The organism is Streptomyces sp. NPDC031466 (assembly GCF_055581265.1).
The window spans coordinates 143663-163116 of sequence record NZ_JBVIJT010000014.1; the positions used below are offsets into that span (position 1 = coordinate 143663).

Annotated in this window: 19 protein-coding genes; 8 read left to right on the forward strand and 11 right to left on the reverse strand. The window is 72.5% G+C overall.

The window, feature by feature from the left end; genetic code table 11:
• Positions 1–22 precede the first annotated feature (22 nt).
• Entirely contained in the window at positions 23–763 is a 741-nt protein-coding gene (locus tag ACZ5GP_RS30835; RefSeq protein WP_468753982.1) for an SDR family NAD(P)-dependent oxidoreductase, read from the forward strand.
• Between the two features lie 100 nt (positions 764–863).
• Positions 864–1955, forward strand: a complete 1092-nt coding sequence (locus ACZ5GP_RS30840; protein ID WP_468753983.1) for an SIS domain-containing protein — start codon at positions 864–866, stop codon at positions 1953–1955.
• Positions 1956–2029: 74 nt separating this feature from the next.
• On the opposite strand, the gene ACZ5GP_RS30845 is transcribed toward ACZ5GP_RS30840, so the two are convergent.
• Complete coding sequence (locus tag ACZ5GP_RS30845; RefSeq protein ID WP_468753984.1) at positions 2030–2248, reverse strand: hypothetical protein; 219 nt, start codon at positions 2246–2248, stop codon at positions 2030–2032.
• A gap of 234 nt (positions 2249–2482) precedes the next feature.
• Here ACZ5GP_RS30845 and ACZ5GP_RS30850 point away from each other — a divergent pair, with 234 nt between their 5' ends.
• Positions 2483–3388 carry a HipA family kinase gene (locus ACZ5GP_RS30850; protein WP_468754033.1) on the forward strand — a complete coding sequence of 302 codons (906 nt, stop codon included), beginning with the start codon at positions 2483–2485 and terminating at the stop codon, positions 3386–3388.
• A 63-nt stretch (positions 3389–3451) separates the two neighbouring features.
• Here the strand turns inward: ACZ5GP_RS30850 and ACZ5GP_RS30855 are convergent, their stop codons facing one another.
• The 6 genes from ACZ5GP_RS30855 to ACZ5GP_RS30880 form a co-directional block, all read right to left on the reverse strand.
• Positions 3452–4114: a fasciclin domain-containing protein gene (locus ACZ5GP_RS30855; protein WP_468753985.1), complete on the reverse strand. Its 663-nt coding sequence runs from the start codon at positions 4112–4114 to the stop codon at positions 3452–3454.
• A 79-nt stretch (positions 4115–4193) separates the two neighbouring features.
• A complete protein-coding gene (locus tag ACZ5GP_RS30860; RefSeq protein WP_468753986.1) occupies positions 4194–5798 on the reverse strand; it encodes a molybdopterin-dependent oxidoreductase in 1605 nt (534 codons plus the stop codon).
• A 64-nt stretch (positions 5799–5862) separates the two neighbouring features.
• On the reverse strand, positions 5863–6675 hold the full coding sequence (locus ACZ5GP_RS30865; RefSeq protein ID WP_468753987.1) for an anti-sigma factor: 813 nt from the start codon (positions 6673–6675) through the stop codon (positions 5863–5865).
• Positions 6672–7256 (reverse strand): sigma-70 family RNA polymerase sigma factor, encoded by a 585-nt coding sequence (locus ACZ5GP_RS30870; protein ID WP_358584313.1) that lies wholly within the window; start codon positions 7254–7256, stop codon positions 6672–6674. The genes ACZ5GP_RS30865 and ACZ5GP_RS30870 overlap by 4 nt, the downstream gene beginning before the upstream one ends.
• Positions 7257–7421: 165 nt before the next feature.
• Positions 7422–9041, reverse strand: coding sequence for a malate synthase A (gene aceB, locus ACZ5GP_RS30875; protein WP_468753988.1), 1620 nt, complete (start codon positions 9039–9041; stop codon positions 7422–7424).
• Between the two features lie 226 nt (positions 9042–9267).
• Entirely contained in the window at positions 9268–9891 is a 624-nt protein-coding gene (locus tag ACZ5GP_RS30880; RefSeq protein WP_468753989.1) for a nucleotidyltransferase family protein, read from the reverse strand.
• Positions 9892–10049: 158 nt separating this feature from the next.
• Between ACZ5GP_RS30880 and ACZ5GP_RS30885 the strand changes: the two genes are divergently transcribed.
• The gene (locus ACZ5GP_RS30885; RefSeq protein ID WP_468753990.1) at positions 10050–10364 is read left to right on the forward strand and encodes a DUF5955 family protein; all 315 of its coding nucleotides are present in this window, start codon (positions 10050–10052) and stop codon (positions 10362–10364) included.
• Positions 10365–10781: 417 nt separating this feature from the next.
• Here the strand turns inward: ACZ5GP_RS30885 and ACZ5GP_RS30890 are convergent, their stop codons facing one another.
• Both ACZ5GP_RS30890 and ACZ5GP_RS30895 read right to left on the reverse strand, forming a co-directional pair.
• Positions 10782–11441: a response regulator gene (locus ACZ5GP_RS30890; protein WP_468753991.1), complete on the reverse strand. Its 660-nt coding sequence runs from the start codon at positions 11439–11441 to the stop codon at positions 10782–10784.
• Positions 11438–12682 (reverse strand): sensor histidine kinase, encoded by a 1245-nt coding sequence (locus tag ACZ5GP_RS30895; RefSeq protein WP_468753992.1) that lies wholly within the window; start codon positions 12680–12682, stop codon positions 11438–11440. Before ACZ5GP_RS30895 ends, ACZ5GP_RS30890 begins: the two co-directional genes overlap by 4 nt.
• A gap of 203 nt (positions 12683–12885) precedes the next feature.
• Here ACZ5GP_RS30895 and ACZ5GP_RS30900 point away from each other — a divergent pair, with 203 nt between their 5' ends.
• Positions 12886–13980 (forward strand): ABC transporter permease, encoded by a 1095-nt coding sequence (locus ACZ5GP_RS30900; RefSeq protein ID WP_468753993.1) that lies wholly within the window; start codon positions 12886–12888, stop codon positions 13978–13980.
• 2 nt (positions 13981–13982) lie between these two features.
• Positions 13983–14657, forward strand: a complete 675-nt coding sequence (locus tag ACZ5GP_RS30905; protein ID WP_468754034.1) for an ABC transporter ATP-binding protein — start codon at positions 13983–13985, stop codon at positions 14655–14657.
• A gap of 190 nt (positions 14658–14847) precedes the next feature.
• Here the strand turns inward: ACZ5GP_RS30905 and ACZ5GP_RS30910 are convergent, their stop codons facing one another.
• Positions 14848–15663 carry an IclR family transcriptional regulator gene (locus tag ACZ5GP_RS30910; RefSeq protein ID WP_468753994.1) on the reverse strand — a complete coding sequence of 272 codons (816 nt, stop codon included), beginning with the start codon at positions 15661–15663 and terminating at the stop codon, positions 14848–14850.
• Positions 15664–16011: 348 nt separating this feature from the next.
• Between ACZ5GP_RS30910 and allB the strand changes: the two genes are divergently transcribed.
• Both allB and alc read left to right on the forward strand, forming a co-directional pair.
• Positions 16012–17385 (forward strand): allantoinase AllB, encoded by a 1374-nt coding sequence (gene allB, locus ACZ5GP_RS30915; protein ID WP_468753995.1) that lies wholly within the window; start codon positions 16012–16014, stop codon positions 17383–17385.
• A 4-nt stretch (positions 17386–17389) separates the two neighbouring features.
• Entirely contained in the window at positions 17390–18505 is a 1116-nt protein-coding gene (alc, locus tag ACZ5GP_RS30920) for an allantoicase (protein ID WP_468753996.1), read from the forward strand.
• Between the two features lie 70 nt (positions 18506–18575).
• Here alc and ACZ5GP_RS30925 read toward each other — a convergent pair whose 3' ends face one another.
• Positions 18576–19352, reverse strand: coding sequence for a 3-oxoacyl-ACP reductase family protein (locus ACZ5GP_RS30925; RefSeq protein ID WP_468753997.1), 777 nt, complete (start codon positions 19350–19352; stop codon positions 18576–18578).
• Between the last annotated feature and the right edge of the window lie 102 nt (positions 19353–19454).

Below are 19454 nucleotides of genomic sequence, written 5' to 3' on the forward strand. Positions count from 1 at the left end.
CGATCCGATCAAGGAGTTGTCCATGCAGACGCCACTCGCCGTGGTCACCGGCGGTACGAAGGGCATCGGCCTGAGCCTCAGCCGCAGGCTGCTGTCCGTGGGGTACCGGGTCGTCGCCCTGTACCGCGGCGACCAGGAGGCCGCCGCGGCCGCCGACAAGGAACTGGGCGACGGTTTCACGGCTCTCCGGTCGGACATAGCCGAGAGCCAGGAGGCCTTCCGCACCGCCGAGCAGATACTGGCGGAGCACGGCACCCCCCAGGTGCTCGTCAACAACGCGGGCCGCAACATCGACCGGCCCTTCCTGGAGATGACGCCCTCGGACTGGGACCAGGTCATCCAGGCCAACCTGTCGGCACCCTTCTACCTCACCCGGGCCCTGGCGCCCGCCATGCTCGACGCCGGCGGCGGCAGCATCATCAATGTCGCCGCCACCACCGGAATCCGGCCGCGCCTGAACGGCACCAACTACTGCGCGAGCAAAGCGGGCCTGCTCCACTTCACCAAATGCCTCGCCCTGGAACTCGCGCCCACGATCCGGGTCAATTCCCTGATCCCCGGGATGATCGACACCGAAGAGATGAACACCCGGTTCAGGACGGACGAACCGGAATTCCGTGACCGGCTGCTGGCCGAGATCCCGCAGGGGCGCATCGGCAGCCCCGAGGCCATGGCCGACGCACTCGAATTCCTCGTCAGCGACAAGGCCTCGTACATCACCGGACAGAAGATGATCGTCGACGGCGGCCAGTTCATGTGGTGAGGGCCCACCCCGCCGCGCCCGGTCCCGCCTCGCCCCGGAACGCCTTTTGCCCGATCCGGCACAGACCCCTCAACGAAAGGCACGTCACATGCAGTCACGCATGGAACGCTACGAGAACTTCCTCACCAACGAGTACCGGAAGGGCTTCCTCAAGCCCGAGGAGTACTCCCTCGCGGACATGACGGACGACCTCCGGCTCAAGATAAAGTCCGGACAGTTCAAGCGGGTCGTGTTCACCGGGATGGGATGCTCGGCCATTGTCTCCGACGTCGTGGCGGCCTTCTTCCAATCGGCGGGCAGCGAACTGGAGTTCCATGTCCTCAACGACTACGACCACCGGTACCTGCTCCCGTCCTCCCTCATGGACGACGAGGGGACGCTCATCATCCTCAGCTCCTACAGCGGCCACTCCAACGAGCCGGTCCACGTCTTCCACCAGCTGCGGCACGCCCACGACAGGATGCTGCTGCTCACCTCGGGCGGACGCCTCGGCGCCCTCGGCGAGGAGGCCGGGGTGTCGATCGCGCGCTGGACGCTGAGCGAGCCGGACCGCGAGTACCCGCTGTTCCACGTCGGGCAGTACTTCGCCATCCTGCTGGACATGTTCCTCGAGCTGGGCCTGATCGAGCAGGACCACCGGCAGGAGGTGCGCCTGCTCCCCGGTCACCTGGAGAACGACTTCACCGAGGCGCACCGCGAGCTGGCCCGCACGGTGGCCGAGCGCAGCCGTGACGCCAACGTCATCATGCTGGCCTCCCCGAAGTGGCACGAAAGCCTGCTGAAGCTCGGCAAGATGCACCTCAACGAGATCGCGATGGTGCCGGCGGCCCGCAACTACTTCCACGAGTTCTGCCACAGCGAGGTCGCCACGCTGTCCGACCCGACCAGGAAGCACAGCCTGATCATCTTCCGGGACGAGGACGACGACGACTACACCAAGGCGAAGATGGAGAACCTGGTGGGGCTGCTCACCGGCGACCGCCCGGAGAACCGGAACATCGAGGTCTCGGTGGTGCCCCTCGCCGAACCCACCTTCACCCGCAAGTACTTCACCGCGCTCGAATTCATCCAGTACCTCACCCTGGACCTCGGCCGGGCGCACGAGACGCGTTCGCGCGAACTGATCTCGGAGGCCGCGGGAAACCCCTGGTACCACGGGGACACCATCCGCGCCGAGGAAGTCGCCGGCTGACGGGGCGGTACGGGGCACGGCACGAGCCCGGACGGACCTCGGGGCCACCGTCGAGGGTGGCCCCGAGGGCGCGATCAGCGATGGGCCGGCTTGACCCACCCCTTCTTGACCAGCTGGTCACAGTGCCACTTGCCGTACGCCCGGCTCTCCCCCTTCTGCGCGGTCGCCTTGAGGCAGTCCGCGTACGGGAACGGGGGCCCCTGGACGGCGGGGGCGGCCTGGGCGGTCACCGCCGACAGGCCGAGCCCGCCGGCGGCCACGGCCAGGGTCAGGGCGATGCTGATGCGACGCACAAGGTTCTCCTTCTTCTCGCGTTCTTCTCGCGCCGAAGCGGAACGCTCCGGACAGCCACGCCGTCGTGCCGCGGCCTGCGGCCGCACAAGATCGGCGACTGCTCAACGAGGGAGACCGCCGGCAGGACATCACCCATCCGCATTGCTTCTCCGGTCACGCGGGAATCGGTGAGGGTCATCCTCGCCACTACACTTCTCCCGAGTCGGCCGTGGAGGAGATGGGTGGCCCGGAAAGTGTTGAGAGAGGTCACCGCGACCCGTTACGTCGAGCCCCTGCGCACCGGTGGCTCCGTGCCCGGTGTCGTCGAGGCCGATGACCTCGGTACGTACGTCGTCAAGTTCACCGGGTCGGCCCAGGGCCGCAAGGCGCTCGTCGCCGAGATCGTCGTCGGCGAGCTGGCGCGCCGGCTCGGGCTGCGCTTTCCCGAGCTGGTCCTCGTCCACTTCGACCCCGCGGTCGCCGCCGACGAGCCGCACCAGGAGGTGCGGGACCTGCTGCACGCCAGCGCCGGCCTCAACCTCGGCATGGATCTGCTGCCGGGCGCGCGGGACTTCACGCCGGACGCCCTCGACGTGGACCCGCTGGAGGCAGGCAAGGTCGTGTGGTTCGACGCGCTCACCGCCAACGTCGACCGCACCGTGCACAGTTCGAACCTCATGGTGTGGCCCACCTTCGGTACGCGCCCGCCGAAGCTGTGGCTCATCGACCACGGCGCGGCCCTCGTCTTCCACCACCGCTGGGGGGCGTCCGCCCCCGACAAGGCGTACGACTTCCGCCACCACGCCCTCGGCGGATACGGCCCCGACACGGCCGCGGCCGACGCCGAACTGGCGCCGCTCGTCACGCAGTCCATGCTGCGCGAGGTCGTCGCGCTCGTGCCCGACGCGTGGCTCGCCGACGAGCCGGGGTTCGCCTCGCCGGACGCCGTGCGCGAGGCGTACGTCGCTCATCTGCTGGCCCGTGCCCGCTCCTCCGCCGTCTGGCTGCCGACCGACTTCCCGACCCGCGGCGAGCTGGCCGCCGCCGACGCCCGCCGCGCCGCCGCCACCGAGAAGGGGCGCCCCGACTGGCTCAAGCGCGTACCGGACCTGCACGGCAAGCCCGCGGCGGAACAGGACTGGTCGGCGCACCTCGGCTGACGGCGCGCGCCCACCGGGAGGGGAGCGCGCGCCGTCAGCCTGCCGCACGAGGGCGGAGGGGGATCAGCTCTTGGGCATCAGGACGGTGTCGATGATGTGGACCGTCGCGTTGGAGGTCTCGACGTTGCCGCAGACCACCTTGGCGGAGTCGTTCACCTTGAACGACTCACCCGAGCCGGCCGTCGTCAGCCTGCTCTTCTCCAGCGTCTCGTAGGAGCCCTTCTCCAGGTCACCGGGGGTGAGCTTCTGCCCGACCACGTGGTAGGTGAGGATCTTGGTGAGCTGGGCCTTGTCGCTGAGGACCTTGTCCAGGTCCGCCTTCGGGATCTTCGCGAACGCGTCGTTCGTCGGGGCGAAGACGGTGATGTCCTTGGCGCTGTTCAGCGTGTCGACGAGGCCGGCCTTCTTGACCGCCGTGACCAGGGTGGACAGCTCGGGGTTGTTCGAGGCGGCGGTGGCGACCGGGTCCTTGGCCATGCCGTCGAAGCTGCCCTTGCCGCCCTCGGGCACGGCCGAACAAGCGGGGCCGAAGGGCTTCGTCATGCTCGCCATGTCCTCGGAGGGGCTCTCGTCGGCCTTCTTCTCCGTGGCCGACGACTTGGACGCGTCGGACGACGAGCCGCTGTCGTCGCTGTCGTCCGAGCAGGCCGTGAGGGCCAGCGGGAGGAACGCCACCGAGGCGACGGCGAGAGCGGTACGGCGCAGACGGCGGGAAGTGGTGTTCATGATGTCTTCTCCTGAGATATGAGGTGTTAGGTGCGAAGAGGTACGAGTGGGGGCGCGGGCAAGCGCCGTGACGTGCGGTTCAGTCGACGGTGACCACCACCGAATGCCATCCGCTCGCCCCGTCGGGGATCGTGCGGGTCCGCTCGTCGGTCTGGACCGTGCCCGTGCGGTCGGTCGCCCGCACGGTGAGGGTGTGGCCGCCGGAAGTGGCCTGCCACGCGAAGGACCACAGGCGCCAGGTGTCCCGGGTGTTCTCGGCGGCGAGGTCGGCGGGCCGCCAGGGGCCGTCGTCCACGCGCACCTCGACCTTGTCGATGCCCCGGTGCTGGGCCCAGGCGACCCCGGCCACCATGACCGTGCCCGCGCGGGGCCGGGCGAACGGCTTGGGGGCGTCGATGCGCGACTGGGTCTTGATCGGTGCCTTACGGGCCCAGTCCCGCTTCACCCAGTACGAGTCGTAGGAGTCGAACGTGGTCAGCTCGATGTCCTTGATCCACTTGCAGGCCGACACATAGCCGTACAGCCCGGGGACCAGCATGCGTACGGGGAAACCGTGCGTGAAGGGGAGCGGTTCGCCGTTCATGCCCAGGGCGAGCATCGCGTCGCGGCCGTCCATCACGTCGTCCACGGGAGTGCCGATGGTCATGCCGTCCACGGACCGGGACACCAGCTGGTCGGCGGGGCCGCCCCGGGACGGGGGCCGCACACCGCACTCGTCGAGCAGCTCCGCCAACGGCACCCCGATCCAGCGGGCGTTGCCCACGTAGGGGCCGCCGACCTCGTTCGACACGCAGGTCAGGGTGATGTCCCGCTCGATCAGGTCGCGCCGCAGCAGGTCCGCGTACGAGACCGTCCGCTCGCGCGCGACGCCCTTGCCGTGGATCCGCAGCCGCCAGGTGTCGGCGTTCACCTTCGGGACCACGAGCGCGGTGTCCACCCGGTAGAAGTCCTTGTTGGACGTGACGAAGGAGCTGAGACCGGGCACCTTCGGCCGTACGCCCCTCGGCACGGCGGCGGCCGCCGAGGCCGGGGCGGGGAGCACGACGCCCGCGCGCGAGGCGACGGCGTCCTTGCCGCTCGCGGCGTTCAGCGACTTGCCGAGGACACCGGCCCCCGCCGACGCGGCGGCGGCCGCGCTCGCGGCGAGCAGGAAGCCCCGCCGGTCCCACTCACCCCGGGGAGCCGTGTCGAGTCCGGCCGCCGCGGGGACCGGGCGCGGGAGGAGCCGCCCCATCAGTACGTACAGGAGCGCGGCCCCGACGGCCGCGCCCACGAGCGAGGGCACGGCGTCGAGGAAGCCCGTGGAGTCCGGGCGGGTGAGGGCCGCGAGGGCGCCGACCACACCGAAGAACAGGACGCCCGCCGAGCCCGTCCGGCGCCGGCGCAGGGCCAGCAGGCCGAGCACGAGCGCGAGAAGGGCCAGGACGGCGAGGATGCCCGCCTGGAGGACGAGTTTGTCGTCCGTCCCGAACCGCTGGATCGCCCAGTCCTTGACGGCCGCGGGTGTGCGGTCGATGGCCGCGCCGCCGACCGCCACCACCGGGCCGGACTCGGGGCGCACCGCGGAGGAGATCAGCTCCGCCGCCGCGAGCGCCGCGAACCCGGCGAGTGCCCCGCTGAGGGCACCGGCCAGGAGACGCCACCGGTCGAGGCGCCGCCACGGGACCTTCCGTTCTGTCTTCACGAGGGGTATTCGGTGCCGACGGCCGCGCGGATTGGTCGATTACCCGATCGAGTGAACGAGCACGTCAGGCCGGGAAGGCCACGAGTGCCACCGGCGCCGAGGTCGGCTCGTCCGAGCCGCCCGCGGGCTCCACCGTGACGCCCATGCCCCGCGCGTCGCCGACCTCGCCCCGCATCAGCACGGCCCCGGTCGGACGGTCGGGGTCCATGAGGCCGGCCGGCCGCATGGTTCCGCCGTCGTCGAACCAGAGTTGGTAGACCTTGCCCAGCGGCGGCCGCGCCATCCCGTCGGCCACGAACACGGCCTTGTCGCGGCTCTTGGACACGACGACCGTGCCCCTGGCCCCGCCGTCGAACGTGCCGGTGCGTGACCTGGCGTCAGGGGCGGCCAGTACCTCCGCGAGTTCCCGGGACTGCTCCCCGGCCCGCTCCTGGACCTGCTGGGCCTGCTCGCGCGCGTCCTGCGCCCGCTGGTGCTGCCAGACCGCTGTGCCGCCGAAGGAGACGGCCGCGGCGAGGCACGCGGCGAGGGCCCAGCGGGGCGCCTCCCGGGTCACACGTGCCCTGCGCGGGCCCGGGTCCCGGCTCGTTCCCCGGTCCGTACCCGGGTCCTCGGCCGGGCTCGGGTCGGGTTCGCCGTGCGGGACGTCCTGACGGACCGTGGCGATGCGCGCGAGCACCTCCTCCTTCATGGCGCGCCGGGGTGCGACGGCCGAGGCCATCGCGAGCCGCGCGACGGTCGCGGTCAGCTCCCGCACCTCCTGGGCGCACGGCGGGCACAGCGCGAGGTGTTCCTCGAACCGGGCGCGTTCGGCGTCCTCCAGGGCGTTCGCGGCGTAGGCCCCCGTGAGGGTGTGCAGATCGGCTGTGGTGCTCACGCGTTCACCCCCAGGCAGTCGCGCAGCCGGATGAGTCCGTCGCGCAAGCGGGTCTTCACCGTGCCCAGCGGCAGGGCGAGGAGTTCGGCGACCTGCCGGTAGGTCAGGCCGCGGTAGTAGGCGAGCGTCACGGACTGGCGCTGCACCTCGGTCAGGGAGCGCAGGCACCGGCGTACCTGTTCGCGCTCCAGATGGGTCTCGACCTGCTCGCTGACCTCGTCGAACTCCGGGGTGCGGGAGAGCAGGGCGGCCTTGTGCTCACGGGCCGAGGCCGCCTCCACGGAGCGGACGCGGTCCACCGCGCGCCGGTGGGCGAGGGTCAGCACCCAGTTCATCGCGGTGCCGAGGCCCGGCCGGTAGCGGGGCGCGGTGCGCCACACCTCGACGAGGACCTCCTGGGCGACCTCCTCGGACTGGGCGTGGTCGCGCAGCACCCCGCGGACGACGCCGAGGACGGGGCCCGCCACGGCGTCGTAGACACCGGGGAAGGCCTCCTGATCGCCGCGGGCGACGCGGGCGACCAGTTCTTGCAGGTCGGGTCCGGGCGCTGACCGGGAGCCGATGCGGACGACTTCATTCACGCGGTGATCCTTCGGGACGCGGGTCGGCGTACATGACTGATACGTAGCCGAGGGCCCCGCGGATTGCCCGGTCAAACACACGATCCGCCCCCGGCTCTGTGCGGTGCCGGGGGCGGATCGGGAACGCGGGCGAGGGAGACGTACCCGCGAGAGGTGCGAGAGGTGTCAGCGGAGCTGCTCGTACGCCGGGAGCGTCAGGAAGTCCGCGTAGTCCTCGTCCAGCGAGACCTGGAGGAGGAGGTCGTGGGCCTGCTGCCACTTGCCGGTGGCGAAGGCCTCGTCGCCGATCTCGGCGCGGATGGCGCCCAGTTCCCGGGCGGCCACCTCGCGGGTCAGGTCCGCCGTGGCCCGCTCGCCGTTCTCGAAGACGACGCCCGCGTTGATCCACTGCCAGATCTGGGAGCGCGAGATCTCGGCGGTGGCGGCGTCCTCCATGAGGTTGAAGATGGCGACGGCGCCGAGGCCGCGCAGCCAGGCCTCGATGTAACGGATGCCGACCTGGACGGCGTTGACCAGACCCTCGTACGTGGGCTTCGCGTCGAGGGAGTCGATGGCGATCAGGTCGGCCGCCGAGACCCGCACGTCCTCGCGCAGCCGGTCCTTCTGGTTCGGCTTGTCGCCGAGCACCGCGTCGAAGGACTCCATGGCGATCGGGACCAGGTCCGGGTGCGCCACCCACGAGCCGTCGAAACCGTCGCCGGCCTCGCGGTCCTTGTCGTTCTTGACCTTCTCGAACGCGACCTTGTTGACCTCCGCGTCCTTGCGGGAGGGGATGAACGCCGCCATGCCGCCGATCGCGTGCGCGCCGCGCTTGTGGCAGGTGCGCACGAGCAGCTCGGTGTACGCCCGCATGAACGGGGCGGTCATCGTCACGAGGTTGCGGTCCGGCAGGACGAACTTCTCGCCGCCGTCACGGAAGTTCTTGACGATGGAGAAGAGGTAGTCCCAGCGGCCCGCGTTCAGGCCGGAGGCGTGCTCGCGCAGCTCGTAGAGGATCTCCTCCATCTGGTACGCGGCGGTGATCGTCTCGATCAGGACGGTCGCGCGGACCGTGCCCTGCGGGATGCCGACGTAGTCCTGGGCGAAGACGAAGATGTCGTTCCAGAGGCGGGCCTCCAGGTACGACTCCGTCTTCGGGAGGTAGAAGTAGGGGCCCTTGCCCAGCTCGATGAGGCGCTTGGCGTTGTGGAAGAAGTACAGGCCGAAGTCGACGAGCGCGCCGGGGACCGGGCGGCCGTCGACCTGGAGGTGGCGCTCGTCCAGGTGCCAGCCGCGCGGGCGCATGACGACCGTGGCCAGCTCGTCGGCGTCCTTGAGGGCGTACGACTTGCCGGTGCGCTCGTCGGTGAAGTCGATGCGGCGCTCGTAGGCGTCGGTGAGGTTGAGCTGGCCGAGGACCACGTTCTCCCAGGTGGGCGCGGAGGCGTCCTCGAAGTCCGCGAGCCAGACCCGGGCGCCCGAGTTCAGGGCGTTGATGGTCATCTTGCGGTCGGTGGGGCCCGTGATCTCCACGCGCCGGTCGTTCAGCGCGGCCGGGGCCGGGGCGACCCGCCAGGAGTCGTCCTCGCGGATCGCGGCGGTCTCCGGGAGGAAGTCCAGGGTGGAGGTGGTGGCGATCTCGGCACGGCGCTCGGCGCGCCGGGCGAGGAGCTCGTCACGCCGTGGCGTGAACAGCCGGTGCAGCTCGGCCACAAAGGCGAGGGCCGCGTCGGTGAGCACCTCTTCCTGCCGGGGCAGGGGCTCTGCGTCGACGATGGCCAGCGGCGACGGCGCTAGTGCGGACATGAGCTGTCACTTCCTTCAGAGAGCTGCGCGGACGGTGCCGGGCGAGCCGCCGGGCAGACGCGATGGCACCGAGTGCCACAGGGGCCGAGGTACGGCTGCGGGGCCCCGTCCGAGGGAACGGGCCTTCTGGTCAGTGGATACTAGTTTCCTCATGGTGGAAGTTCAATCGTTTGTTGATGTCGAGATTCTCCTCATCGACAGAACGTGTCGCTGAGTGCCACCCCCGTCACTCCAGGTGGATCAGGTCCTCGGCCGTGTCGATGTCGTACGCGTCGGCCACCTCGCCGCACTCGATCAGCGTGACCGCTTCGGCGTGCGCCCGCAGATAATCCCGGGCCCCGCGGTCGCCGGCCGCCGTCTCCGCGATGCCCGCCCAGTGGTCGCGGCCGAACAGCACCGGATGCCCGCGCCGCCCCTGATACGCGGCCGCCGCGAGCGTCGCGGGCGAGCGGTAGGCGTCCCACACCCGCGCCGCGGCCACCGCGCCGATCCCCGGCTGGTCGACCAGCGAGACCAGCACGGCCCGCGCTCCCGAGCCCCGGAGCGAGGCGAGGCCGGCCCGGAGGGAGGAACCCATGCCCCGTGCCCAGTCCGGGTTGTCCACCAGCACACAGTCCGGGAGCAGGGCACGCGCGCGTACGGCCTCGCGGGAGGCGCCGAGCACCACGTGCACCGGCGCGCAGCCCGCCTCGCGCAGCACCCGCGCCGCGTGCTCCACCAGCGGGCGGCCCCGATGCTCCAGGAGCGCCTTCGGGCGGCCGCCCAGACGCCGGCCGCCGCCCGCGGCGAGCAGCAGCCCGGCGACCTCGCCCGCCCCGGCGGGCGGTCCGTCCTTCGTTTCTGTCGTCATGGCTCCTGCATACCCCGCACCGCGGGGGCGCCGCCCGAAAGTGGCGCGTCCCGACCCGGGGGCGCTTTACTGACCTGCGGCCCTGGTGCCTGACCAGCACCGAAGGCCGGGAACGACGCACGAGAGACAGCGCACGAGGGTGTGCGCGGGGGAGAGCTGTGTTGCGGGGCATGGAGCAGAGGCGGATGACGGGCGACGACGGGGACCCGCGGGTGGCGAAGCTGTGCGCCGCCGTGGCCCGACTGCGTCGCGAGCTGGCGGCGCACCCGGTCGAGTTCACCGACCGGGCCATAGCCGAGGACGAGCTGGCCGCCCTCGCCGCGATGGCCTCCGGCGGCGCCCCCGAACTGCGCCGGTTGCGGCGCTCCCTGCTGCTCGTCGCGGGCGCGATCGGCTCGGTCAGCGCCCTGACGACGGCGCTCGCGGAGGTACGGGGCGCGGTGGAGACATTCGGCGAGTCACGGGGCCACTGATACGCGGGGTGTCGCGGCATCGCGGGGGCGGTGGCGTGGGGGCTGGGGCGTTGCGCCACTCCGGTGGCCGGCGGTTCGGGACCGGGGTGTCACGCCGCTCAGGGGCGGCAGTTCGAGGGCCGGGATGTCGCGCCAGCTCATCGGGCGGCGTTACCGGCCTGGGTGTCACGGTCCCCTCGGGCGGCGGTTCGCGGTCAAGGCCTGACGCCACCCCGACGACCTCCTCGTGCTCGGCACCCGCCCCGGCGGACGCCGCCCGAGCCGCGTCCACCGCCGGGCCCGCGCCCGCACCGCCTGCCCGGTCCTGAGCGTCCCGTCCCCGTGGCCGCCGAAGGGCCTGCGCCGGGCGCTGCGCGGCATGTGGGCGGCGGACTTCGCGGCTGGTGGGGGAGTGAGCGGACCGCCCGGGGCGGGGCGTCAGGGGCGGCTGCGGATCAGGCCGCGGGCCGTCGCGGCCGCCACCGCGGCGGTGCGGGAGTCCACGCCGAGCTTGGCGTAGATGTGCACCAGATGGGACTTCACCGTGGCCTGGCTCAGGAAGAGTTCCCTGCTGATCCGCTGGTTGGACAGGCCGTCCTTCACCAGGCGCAGCACCTCCAGCTCCCGGCGGCTCAGGGCCTGCGCCGGGGTCCGCATGCGGTCCATCAAACGGTGCGCGATCGCGGGCGCGAGGGCGGAGCGCCCCGACGCCGCCGTGCGGACCGCCGCGGCCAGCTCCTCGGGCGGCGCGTCCTTGAGGAGGTAGCCCGCCGCGCCCGCCTCCACCGCCGCGAGGATGTCCGCCTCCGTGTCGTACGTGGTCAGGACCAGGACCCGCGGCGCCCCCTCGCGCGCGGTGATCGCGGCCGTCGCCGCCGCCCCGTGCATCCCGGCGCCGAACTGAAGGTCCATCAGGACCACGTCGACACCGTCCGGACCCGCCGCCGCGGCCCGTTCCACCGCCGCCTCCGCCGTCGCCGCCTCCGCGACGATCTCGAAGTCCGGCTCCGCGTCGAGCACCGCGCGCAGACCCGCGCGTACGACGGGATGGTCGTCGGCGAGCAGCAGACGCACCGTCGCCCCGGACGCCCGCGTCACGCCGCCGCCCCCGCCGGACGGGCGGGCAGCGGCAGCGCGATCGCCACCGCGGTGCCCTGCCCCGGTGCGGACTCGACCGTGAAGGTGCCGCCCAGCGCCCGGGCACGCGCGCGCATCGCGGGCAGCCCGAAACCGCCGTCCCCCGCACCCTGTGGCGGTTCGCCGCCCGCCGGATCGAAGCCCCTGCCGTCGTCCACCACGTCCAGCGTGACCGACCCGTCCATGAACGTCAGCGTGATCTCGGCACGGGCCGCCCCCGCGTGCCGCACCGCGTTCGCGAGGGCGGACTGCGCGACACGCAGCAACGCCACCTCGTACGGCGTGGGCAGCTCCACCGGCGTACCGCTGAGGGAGAACCGGACACGCGGGCCCGCGCTCGACGCGCACAGCCGCTCCAGGGCCCCGGCGAGCGAGCCGCGCTCCAGACCGGGCGGGGAGAGCGCGCGCACGAAGCGGCGGGCCTCGGCCAGGTTGTCCTGGGCGGCCGCCCGCGCCCGCTCGATGTGCGGCGCCGCCGGGGAGCTGTCCGGCAGCGCGCGCTGCGCGGCCCGCAGCAGCAACTGGATGGAGGACAGGCCCTGCGCGAGCGTGTCGTGGATCTCCCGGGCCAGTCGCTCCCGCTCCGCCAGGGTGCCCGCGGTGCGCTCGGCGGCGGCGAGTTCGGCCCGGGTGGCCACCAGTTCGTCGATGAGCCGACGGCGGTGCTCGCTCTCCCGGTACAGCGCCGCGTACCCGAGGACCGTGGCCACGGCGACGGCCGCGCCGAGCAGCGGCCCGATGAAGCCGCCGGGTGTCACCGGCGCGCCGTGCAGCAGGAAGCCGCCGATGGCGGCCGCCGCCGTGGCGAGGACCGCGGGCAGCGCCCAGCGGACCGGCAGCAGACACAGCTGCAGGAAGTACAGCGGGAAGGCGACCCACAGCCCGTCCGGGGACAGTGCCAGCAACACCAGCCAGGCCGCGCCCAGCGCCGCCAGCCACCAGGCCGCCGCGCGCCGCGAGCGGGCCACGGCGGTGCTCAGCGTGCCGGCCGCGTACACGGCGGCCACGAGGAGCGCCGCCGCGACGACGGCCGCGGGACGCGCCGCTCCCGGTGAGTGGGCCGGGCCGTCCTGCGCCAGCGCCTTCACCGCGGCGAGCGCCAGCAGCCCCGCGAGGAGGGCGTGCAGGCAGAGGCGGAGGGCGAGGGCCACGGGCGTGCGGGCGGACGGATGCGTGGGCGTGGGGACGAGGGTGCGGGGCATGGGGTCTCGGAGGTCCGGGGCTCGATGAGCGGGAGGGCTGGGGCTGCGGCCGGCTGGGGCGTACGCGTGTGCCCGTCCACGGTACGGGCGGAGCCCCTCGGCCCCGTCAACCGAAAGGTTGAAGTACGGCGCCGCCCTTCGATCCGGGTGAACCGTGCTGTGGCGCGATGCCCCGCCCGCGCTCCTGGCCGCAGGGTGGGGCCATGTTCGTCGCGTGGAGAGACCTGCGGTTCGCCAAGGGCCGGTTCGCCCTGATGGGGGCCGTCGTCGTACTGATCACCCTGCTCGTCGGTCTGCTGTCCGGGCTGACCGCCGGGCTCGCCAGGGAGAACACCTCGGCCGTCACCGGGCTGCCGGCCGACCACCTGGCGTTCGCCGCGCCGCCCGACGGCCAGTCGGTCTCCTTCACCAACTCGCTGGTGGAGCGGCGTGCCTGGGAGAAGTGGGCCGCACGGCCCGGCGTGCTCTCCGCGCACCCCATCGGCATCAGCACCCTCAGTGCCACCGCGGGCAAGCGTTCGGCAGCGGTCTCCGCCTTCGGCGTCGCACCGGACGCCGGCATCGCGCCGGACGGTGTCGCGCCGGGCGACGCGGTGCTCTCCGAGCAGGCGGCCGAGGACCTCGGGGCCCGGGTGGGCGACCGCGTCCGGCTCGGCGGCGGATTGCTCGGGGAGCGGGTGGCACGCATCGCGTCCGACGCCTCGTACAGCCATACGCCCGTGGTGTGGATCTCCCTCGACGACTGGCAGCGGCTCGGGCGCCGGGGTGTCCGGGGCCCGTCCGGGGAGCAGCAGGCGACGGTGATCGCGCTGCGGACCGGCGACGGGGTCGATCTGGCCGCCGGGGACGAGGCCGCGGGGACCGCGACGAAGACGCGCGACGGAGCGCTCTCCGCCATCGGCTCCTACCAGGCCGAGAACGGCTCCCTCCAGTTGATGCGGGGCTTTCTGTTCGTGATCTCCGCGCTGGTCATAGGGGCGTTCTTCACCGTGTGGACGATCCAGCGGGGCGCCGACATCGCCGTCCTGAAGGCGTTGGGCGCCTCCACTCCCTATCTGCTGCGGGACGCGCTGGGCCAGGCCGTGGCGATGCTCGTCGCCGGTACGGCGGTGGGGTCCGGGATCGCGGCGGCGGTCGGCGGGGTCATCAGCGGCGGCGACGTCCCGTTCGTGCTGGAACCGGCGACCGTGCTGGGGCCCGCCGGGGTCATGATCGCGCTCGGCGCGGTCGGGGCCGGTCTTTCCGTGCGGCGGATCACCGCCGTCGATCCGTTGGTCGCGTTGGGGAGTGCCCGATGAACATCTCTTTGCTGGTGGAGGACGTCACGCTCACGTACCCCGACGGGGCGGGGCGGCTGACCGCGCTGGACGGCGTGGGGCTGGAGGTGCCGGCGGGCACGATGACCGCGGTGGTGGGCCCCTCCGGTTCCGGCAAGTCCAGCCTGCTCGCCGTCGCGGCGACGCTGGTCACGCCCGAGCGGGGGCGGGTCATGGTGGACGGCGTCGACACGGCGACGCTGAGCCGGGCCGAGAAGGCGGAACTACGACGGCGACGCCTCGGCATCGTCTTCCAGCAGCCGAACCTGCTGGGCTCGCTGACGGCGCTGGAGCAGTTGGAGCTGATGGCGCATGTGGACGGGCGGCGCCCCGGTGGCCGGGTCCGCGAGCGGGCGCGGGGGCTGCTGGCGGCAGTCGGCCTCGCGGAGCAGGCGGGGCGCCGGCCGCACCAGCTGTCGGGAGGCCAGCGCCAGCGGGTGGGGATCGCGCGGGCGCTGATGAACGGCCCCGCGGTGCTGCTGGTCGACGAGCCGACCAGCGCGCTGGACCATGAGCGCGGGGCCGCGGTGCTGGCGCTGCTCGCGACCCTGACGAAGGAGCGCGGCACGGCGACGGTCCTGGTCACGCACGACAGGGCCGGGCTGACCCGCGCGGACCGAGTGACGGAGATGAGAGACGGCCACCTCCACCACGGCTAGCCCCTACGCCCACCTTCCAACACGGAGCAACGGGCGGGTGGGTGGGAGGCGACCGCCGCGAAGCGGCGAATTACTCCGACCGCAAGGGCGGAAAAACAGCAACCCACCCACCGCGAAGCGGACAAGGCCCCCCAGCCCCCGCCCCAGGCTCAGGAGCCGCCCGCCCAAGGCTCAGGAGCCAGCCCCAGGCTCAGGAGCCAGCCCCCGCACTGACCAACGCCGAGGAAAGCTCCACCGCCACCTGCTGCAACACCGGCACGATCCGCTCCGTGGCCGCCTCCGTGACCCGTCCCGCGGGCCCGGAGATGGAGATCGCCGCCGCCGTGGGCGAGTTGGGCACCGGGACGGCCAGGCACCGGACGCCGATCTCCTGTTCGTTGTCGTCGACGGCGTACCCCGCCCGGCGGACCTCTTCGAGCGCGGCGAGGAACCCTTCCGGCGTGGTGATCGTCTTCTCGGTGGCCGCGGGCATCCCGGTGCGGGCGAGCAGCGCCCGGACCTCCTCCGGCGGCGTGTGCGCGAGCAGCGCCTTGCCGACGCCCGTGGAGTGCGGCAGGACCCGCCGGCCGACCTCGGTGAACATGCGCATGGAGTGCTTGGACGGCACCTGTGCGACGTACACGATCTCGTCGCCGTCGAGCAGCGCCATGTTGGCCGTCTCACCGGTCTCCTCGACGAGCCGGGCGAGGTAGGGCCGGGCCCACGTGCCGAGCAGCCGCGAGGCCGATTCGCCGAGGCGGATCAGGCGCGGGCCGAGGGAGTAGCGGCGGTTGGCCTGCTGGCGTACGTACCCGCAGGCGACCAGCGTGCGCATCAGGCGGTGGATCGTGGGAAGGGGCAGGCCGCTGCTGGCGGAGAGCTCGCTGAGACCGACCTCGCCCCCGGCGTCCGCCATCCGTTCGAGCAGATCGAAGGCGCGCTCGAGTGACTGGACGCCGCCGCTCGCGGCGGGGGGCTTCGGGGCGGCGACTTCAGCAGGGGCGTCGTTGGCGCTTGACGTCGGCACGGCGCGTTCCTTTCGGTGCTGGCGGGCAAGGAAGCAGCCTACCGGGCGGTTCTTCGCGGGGGTTCTCGCGCGCGGCGGCGTCGTCGCCGGTCAGGGGGGACTTTGCCCGGTTCTTCGCTGGGTTGTCCCCTGGCGCCTCGACCTGCGGCTGTGTGGAGCTACGTTCTGGTAGGTGGAATTCTAATTCCACCTTGTGGAAACGTCCAGACGCTGCCGCTGGGGGAGGGCTGCCCGAAGTCCACTCTTGACGCCACCGGATCGAGCGTGAAAACTCCTTCAACAGAACGTTGAATTCCGTTAAGCGGAAACAAAAGGTCTGTGAAGCGGAACAGAAGAGAGGGGACACGGGTGTCCGAACAGGGCGTGGACGTGGACGCGGGCGTCGATGCGGGTACGGAGCTGGTGCTGCGCTCCACCCGCGTCGTGACCCCGGAAGGGACGCGCGCCGCCTCGGTCGCCGTCCGTGGCGGGAAGATCGTGTCCGTCGGCGGGTACGACGACGCGGTGCCGCGCGGGGCCCGGCTCGAAGACTTCGGCGACGACGTCCTGCTGCCCGGCCTGGTCGACACCCACGTCCATGTGAACGACCCCGGCCGCACGGAGTGGGAGGGCTTTTGGACCGCCACCCGCGCCGCCGCGGCGGGCGGCATCACCACCCTCGTGGACATGCCCCTCAACTCCCTGCCGCCGACCACGACGGTCGACAACCTGCGGACCAAGCAGGACGTCGCCCGCGGCAAGGCGCACATCGACGTCGGCTTCTGGGGCGGCGCCCTGCCCGACAACGTCGCGGACCTCAAGCCGCTGCACGACGCCGGCGTGTACGGCTTCAAGTGCTTCCTGTCGCCCTCGGGCGTCGAGGAGTTCCCCGCGCTGAACCAGGACCAGCTCGCCGCCTCCATGGCCGAGATCGCCGGCTTCGACGGGCTCCTCATCGTCCACGCCGAGGACCCGCACGAGCTGGACGCCGCCCCGCACACGAGCGGCCCCAAGTACGCGGACTACCTCCGGACCCGGCCCCGTGTCTCGGAGGACACCGCGATCGAGGGGCTCATCGCCCTCGCCAGGCGGATCGGCGCCCGCGTGCACGTCCTGCACCTGTCCTCCTCGGACGCGCTCCCGCTGATCGCCGCCGCCAAGCGCGAGGGCGTCCGGCTGACCGTGGAGACCTGCCCGCACTACCTGACCCTGACCGCCGAGGAAGTCCCCGACGGCGCCAGCGAGTTCAAGTGCTGCCCGCCCATCCGGGAGGCCGGCAACCGGGACCTGCTGTGGGCGGCATTGGCCGACGGCACCATCGACTGCGTCGTCACCGACCACTCGCCCTCCACCGCCGACCTGAAGACCGAGGACTTCGCCACCGCGTGGGGCGGCATCTCCGGGCTCCAGCTGAGCCTGTCCGCGGTCTGGACCGAGGCGCGCGAGCGGGGACACACCCTCGACGACGTGGTGCGCTGGATGTCCACGCGCACCGCACAGCTGGCCGGACTCGGCCAGAAGGGCGCCATCGAGGCCGGCCGCGACGCCGACTTCGCGGTCCTCGCGCCCGACGAGACCTTCACCGTGGACCCCGCGGAGCTGCACCACAGGAACCGGGTCACGGCGTACGCGGGCAAGACCCTCAGCGGCGTCGTGAAGTCCACCTGGCTGCGCGGCGAACGCATCCTGCACGGCGGCGAGTTCAGCGAACCCGCGGGCCGACTTCTGGAAAGGAACAACTGAAACAGTGACGGCGATACCCTCTTACACCGGCGACGCGAGCCCCTACGGCGGCGGCGAGCCCTACGCCGACTACCGCACGGCCGACTTCCCCTTCACCCGGTACGCCAACCTCGCCGACCGACAGCTCGGCGCCGGTGTGATCGCCGCCAACGACGAGTTCTTCGCGATGCGCGAGAACCTGCTGCTCGCGCACCCCGCCGTGTTCGACCCCGAGCACTTCGGACACAAGGGCAAGGTCATGGACGGCTGGGAGACCCGCCGCCGGCGCGGGGTCTCCGGCGAGCACCCCTGGCCCACCGACGACGACCACGACTGGGCGCTCGTACGCCTCGGCGCCCCCGGCGTCATCCGCGGCATCGTCGTCGACACCGCCCACTTCCGCGGCAACTACCCGCAGGCCGTGTCCGTCGAGGGCACCAGCGTCGAGGGCTCCCCGACGCCCGAGGAGCTGTGCGGCGACGACGTGAAATGGACTACGCTCGTCCCGCGCACGCCCGTGGGCGGACACGCCGCCAACGGCTTCGCCGTCGACGTCGAGCAGCGCTTCACGCACCTGCGCGTCAACCAGCACCCGGACGGCGGCATCGCCCGCCTGCGTGTCTACGGCGAGGTCGCCGCCGACCCGAAGTGGCTCACCGCGCTCGGCACGTTCGACGTCGTCGCCCTGGAGAACGGCGGCCAGGTCGAGGACGCCTCCGACCGCTTCTACTCCCCGGCCACCAACACCATCCAGCCGGGCCGCTCCCGCAAGATGGACGACGGCTGGGAGACCCGCCGCCGCCGCGACCGCGGCAACGACTGGATCCGCTACCGGCTCGTCCAGCAGTCCGAGATCCGCGCCGTCGAGATCGACACCGCCTACCTCAAGGGCAACTCGGCCGGCTGGGCCTCCCTCTCCGTGCGCGACGGGGAGGACGGCGAGTGGGCCGAGGCGCTGCCCCGCACCCGCCTGCAGCCCGACACCAACCACCGCTTCGTCCTGGACACCCCGGTCGTCGGCACGCACGTACGCGTCGACATCTTCCCTGACGGCGGCATCTCCCGCCTGCGCCTGTTCGGTTCGCTGACCGAGGACGGCGCGGCCGGGCTGGCCGCCCGCCACCAGGAGCTGGGCGGCTGACCCCGCCCCCCAACGCGGGGCGCACCGGGAGGACAGCCCCGGTGCGCCCCGTACTCATGTCCGGCGTGCGTCAGGCGGCGTGCCCGCCGTCGACCGACAGCTCGGTGCCGGTGACGTACGCGGCGTCGTCCCCCGCGAGGTAGGCGACCAGGGACGCCACCTCGTCGGCGGAGCCGAAGCGGCCGAGCGCCGTCATGGCGCTCTGGCCCTCGGCGAAGGGGCCGCCCGCCGGGTTCATGTCCGTGTCGATCGGGCCGGGCTGCACCAGGTTCGCCGTGATCCGGCGCCCGCCGAGCTCCCGGGCCAGCGCCTTGTTGAGGCCGATCAGCGCCGCCTTGCTCGTCGCGTACAGCGTGCCGCCGGGGCCGGGCACGCGCTGGGCGATGCAGCTGCCGATGGTGATGATCCGGCCGCCGTCGCGCAGCCGTCCGGCCGCGGCCTGCGAGGCCAGGAACACCCCGCGGACGTTGATCGCGAGGACCCGGTCCACGTCGGCGAGCGTCAGGTCGCCGAGGGGGCCGAGGACACCGATGCCCGCGTTGTTCACCAGGATGTCCAGGCGGCCCAGGTCGTCGGCCGCGCGCTCCACGGCGCCGGCGGCGTCCCCGGCCTCGGCCGCGTCGGCCCGGATGGCGAAGCCGCGCCGCCCCATGGCCTCGATCTTCGTGACGACCTCGTGCGCCGCCGCCTCGCCGTGGACGTAGGTGATCGCCACGTCCGCGCCCTCCCGCGCCAGGCGCAGCGCGATCGCCGCGCCCATGCCGCGGCTGCCGCCGGTGACCAGCGCCGTCCTGCCGGTGAGAGCGGCCGGGCCGGTGGGGTCGGTGAACCGGGTGGGAGTGGACATGTCCGTACCTCTTCCGCGTATGCGCCACACGTGGTCCGCAGGGGGACCACCGTGTGCGTCAGGGGTTTCCGCCGATCAGGGCGGTAAGTGCTTGCGGGTTCA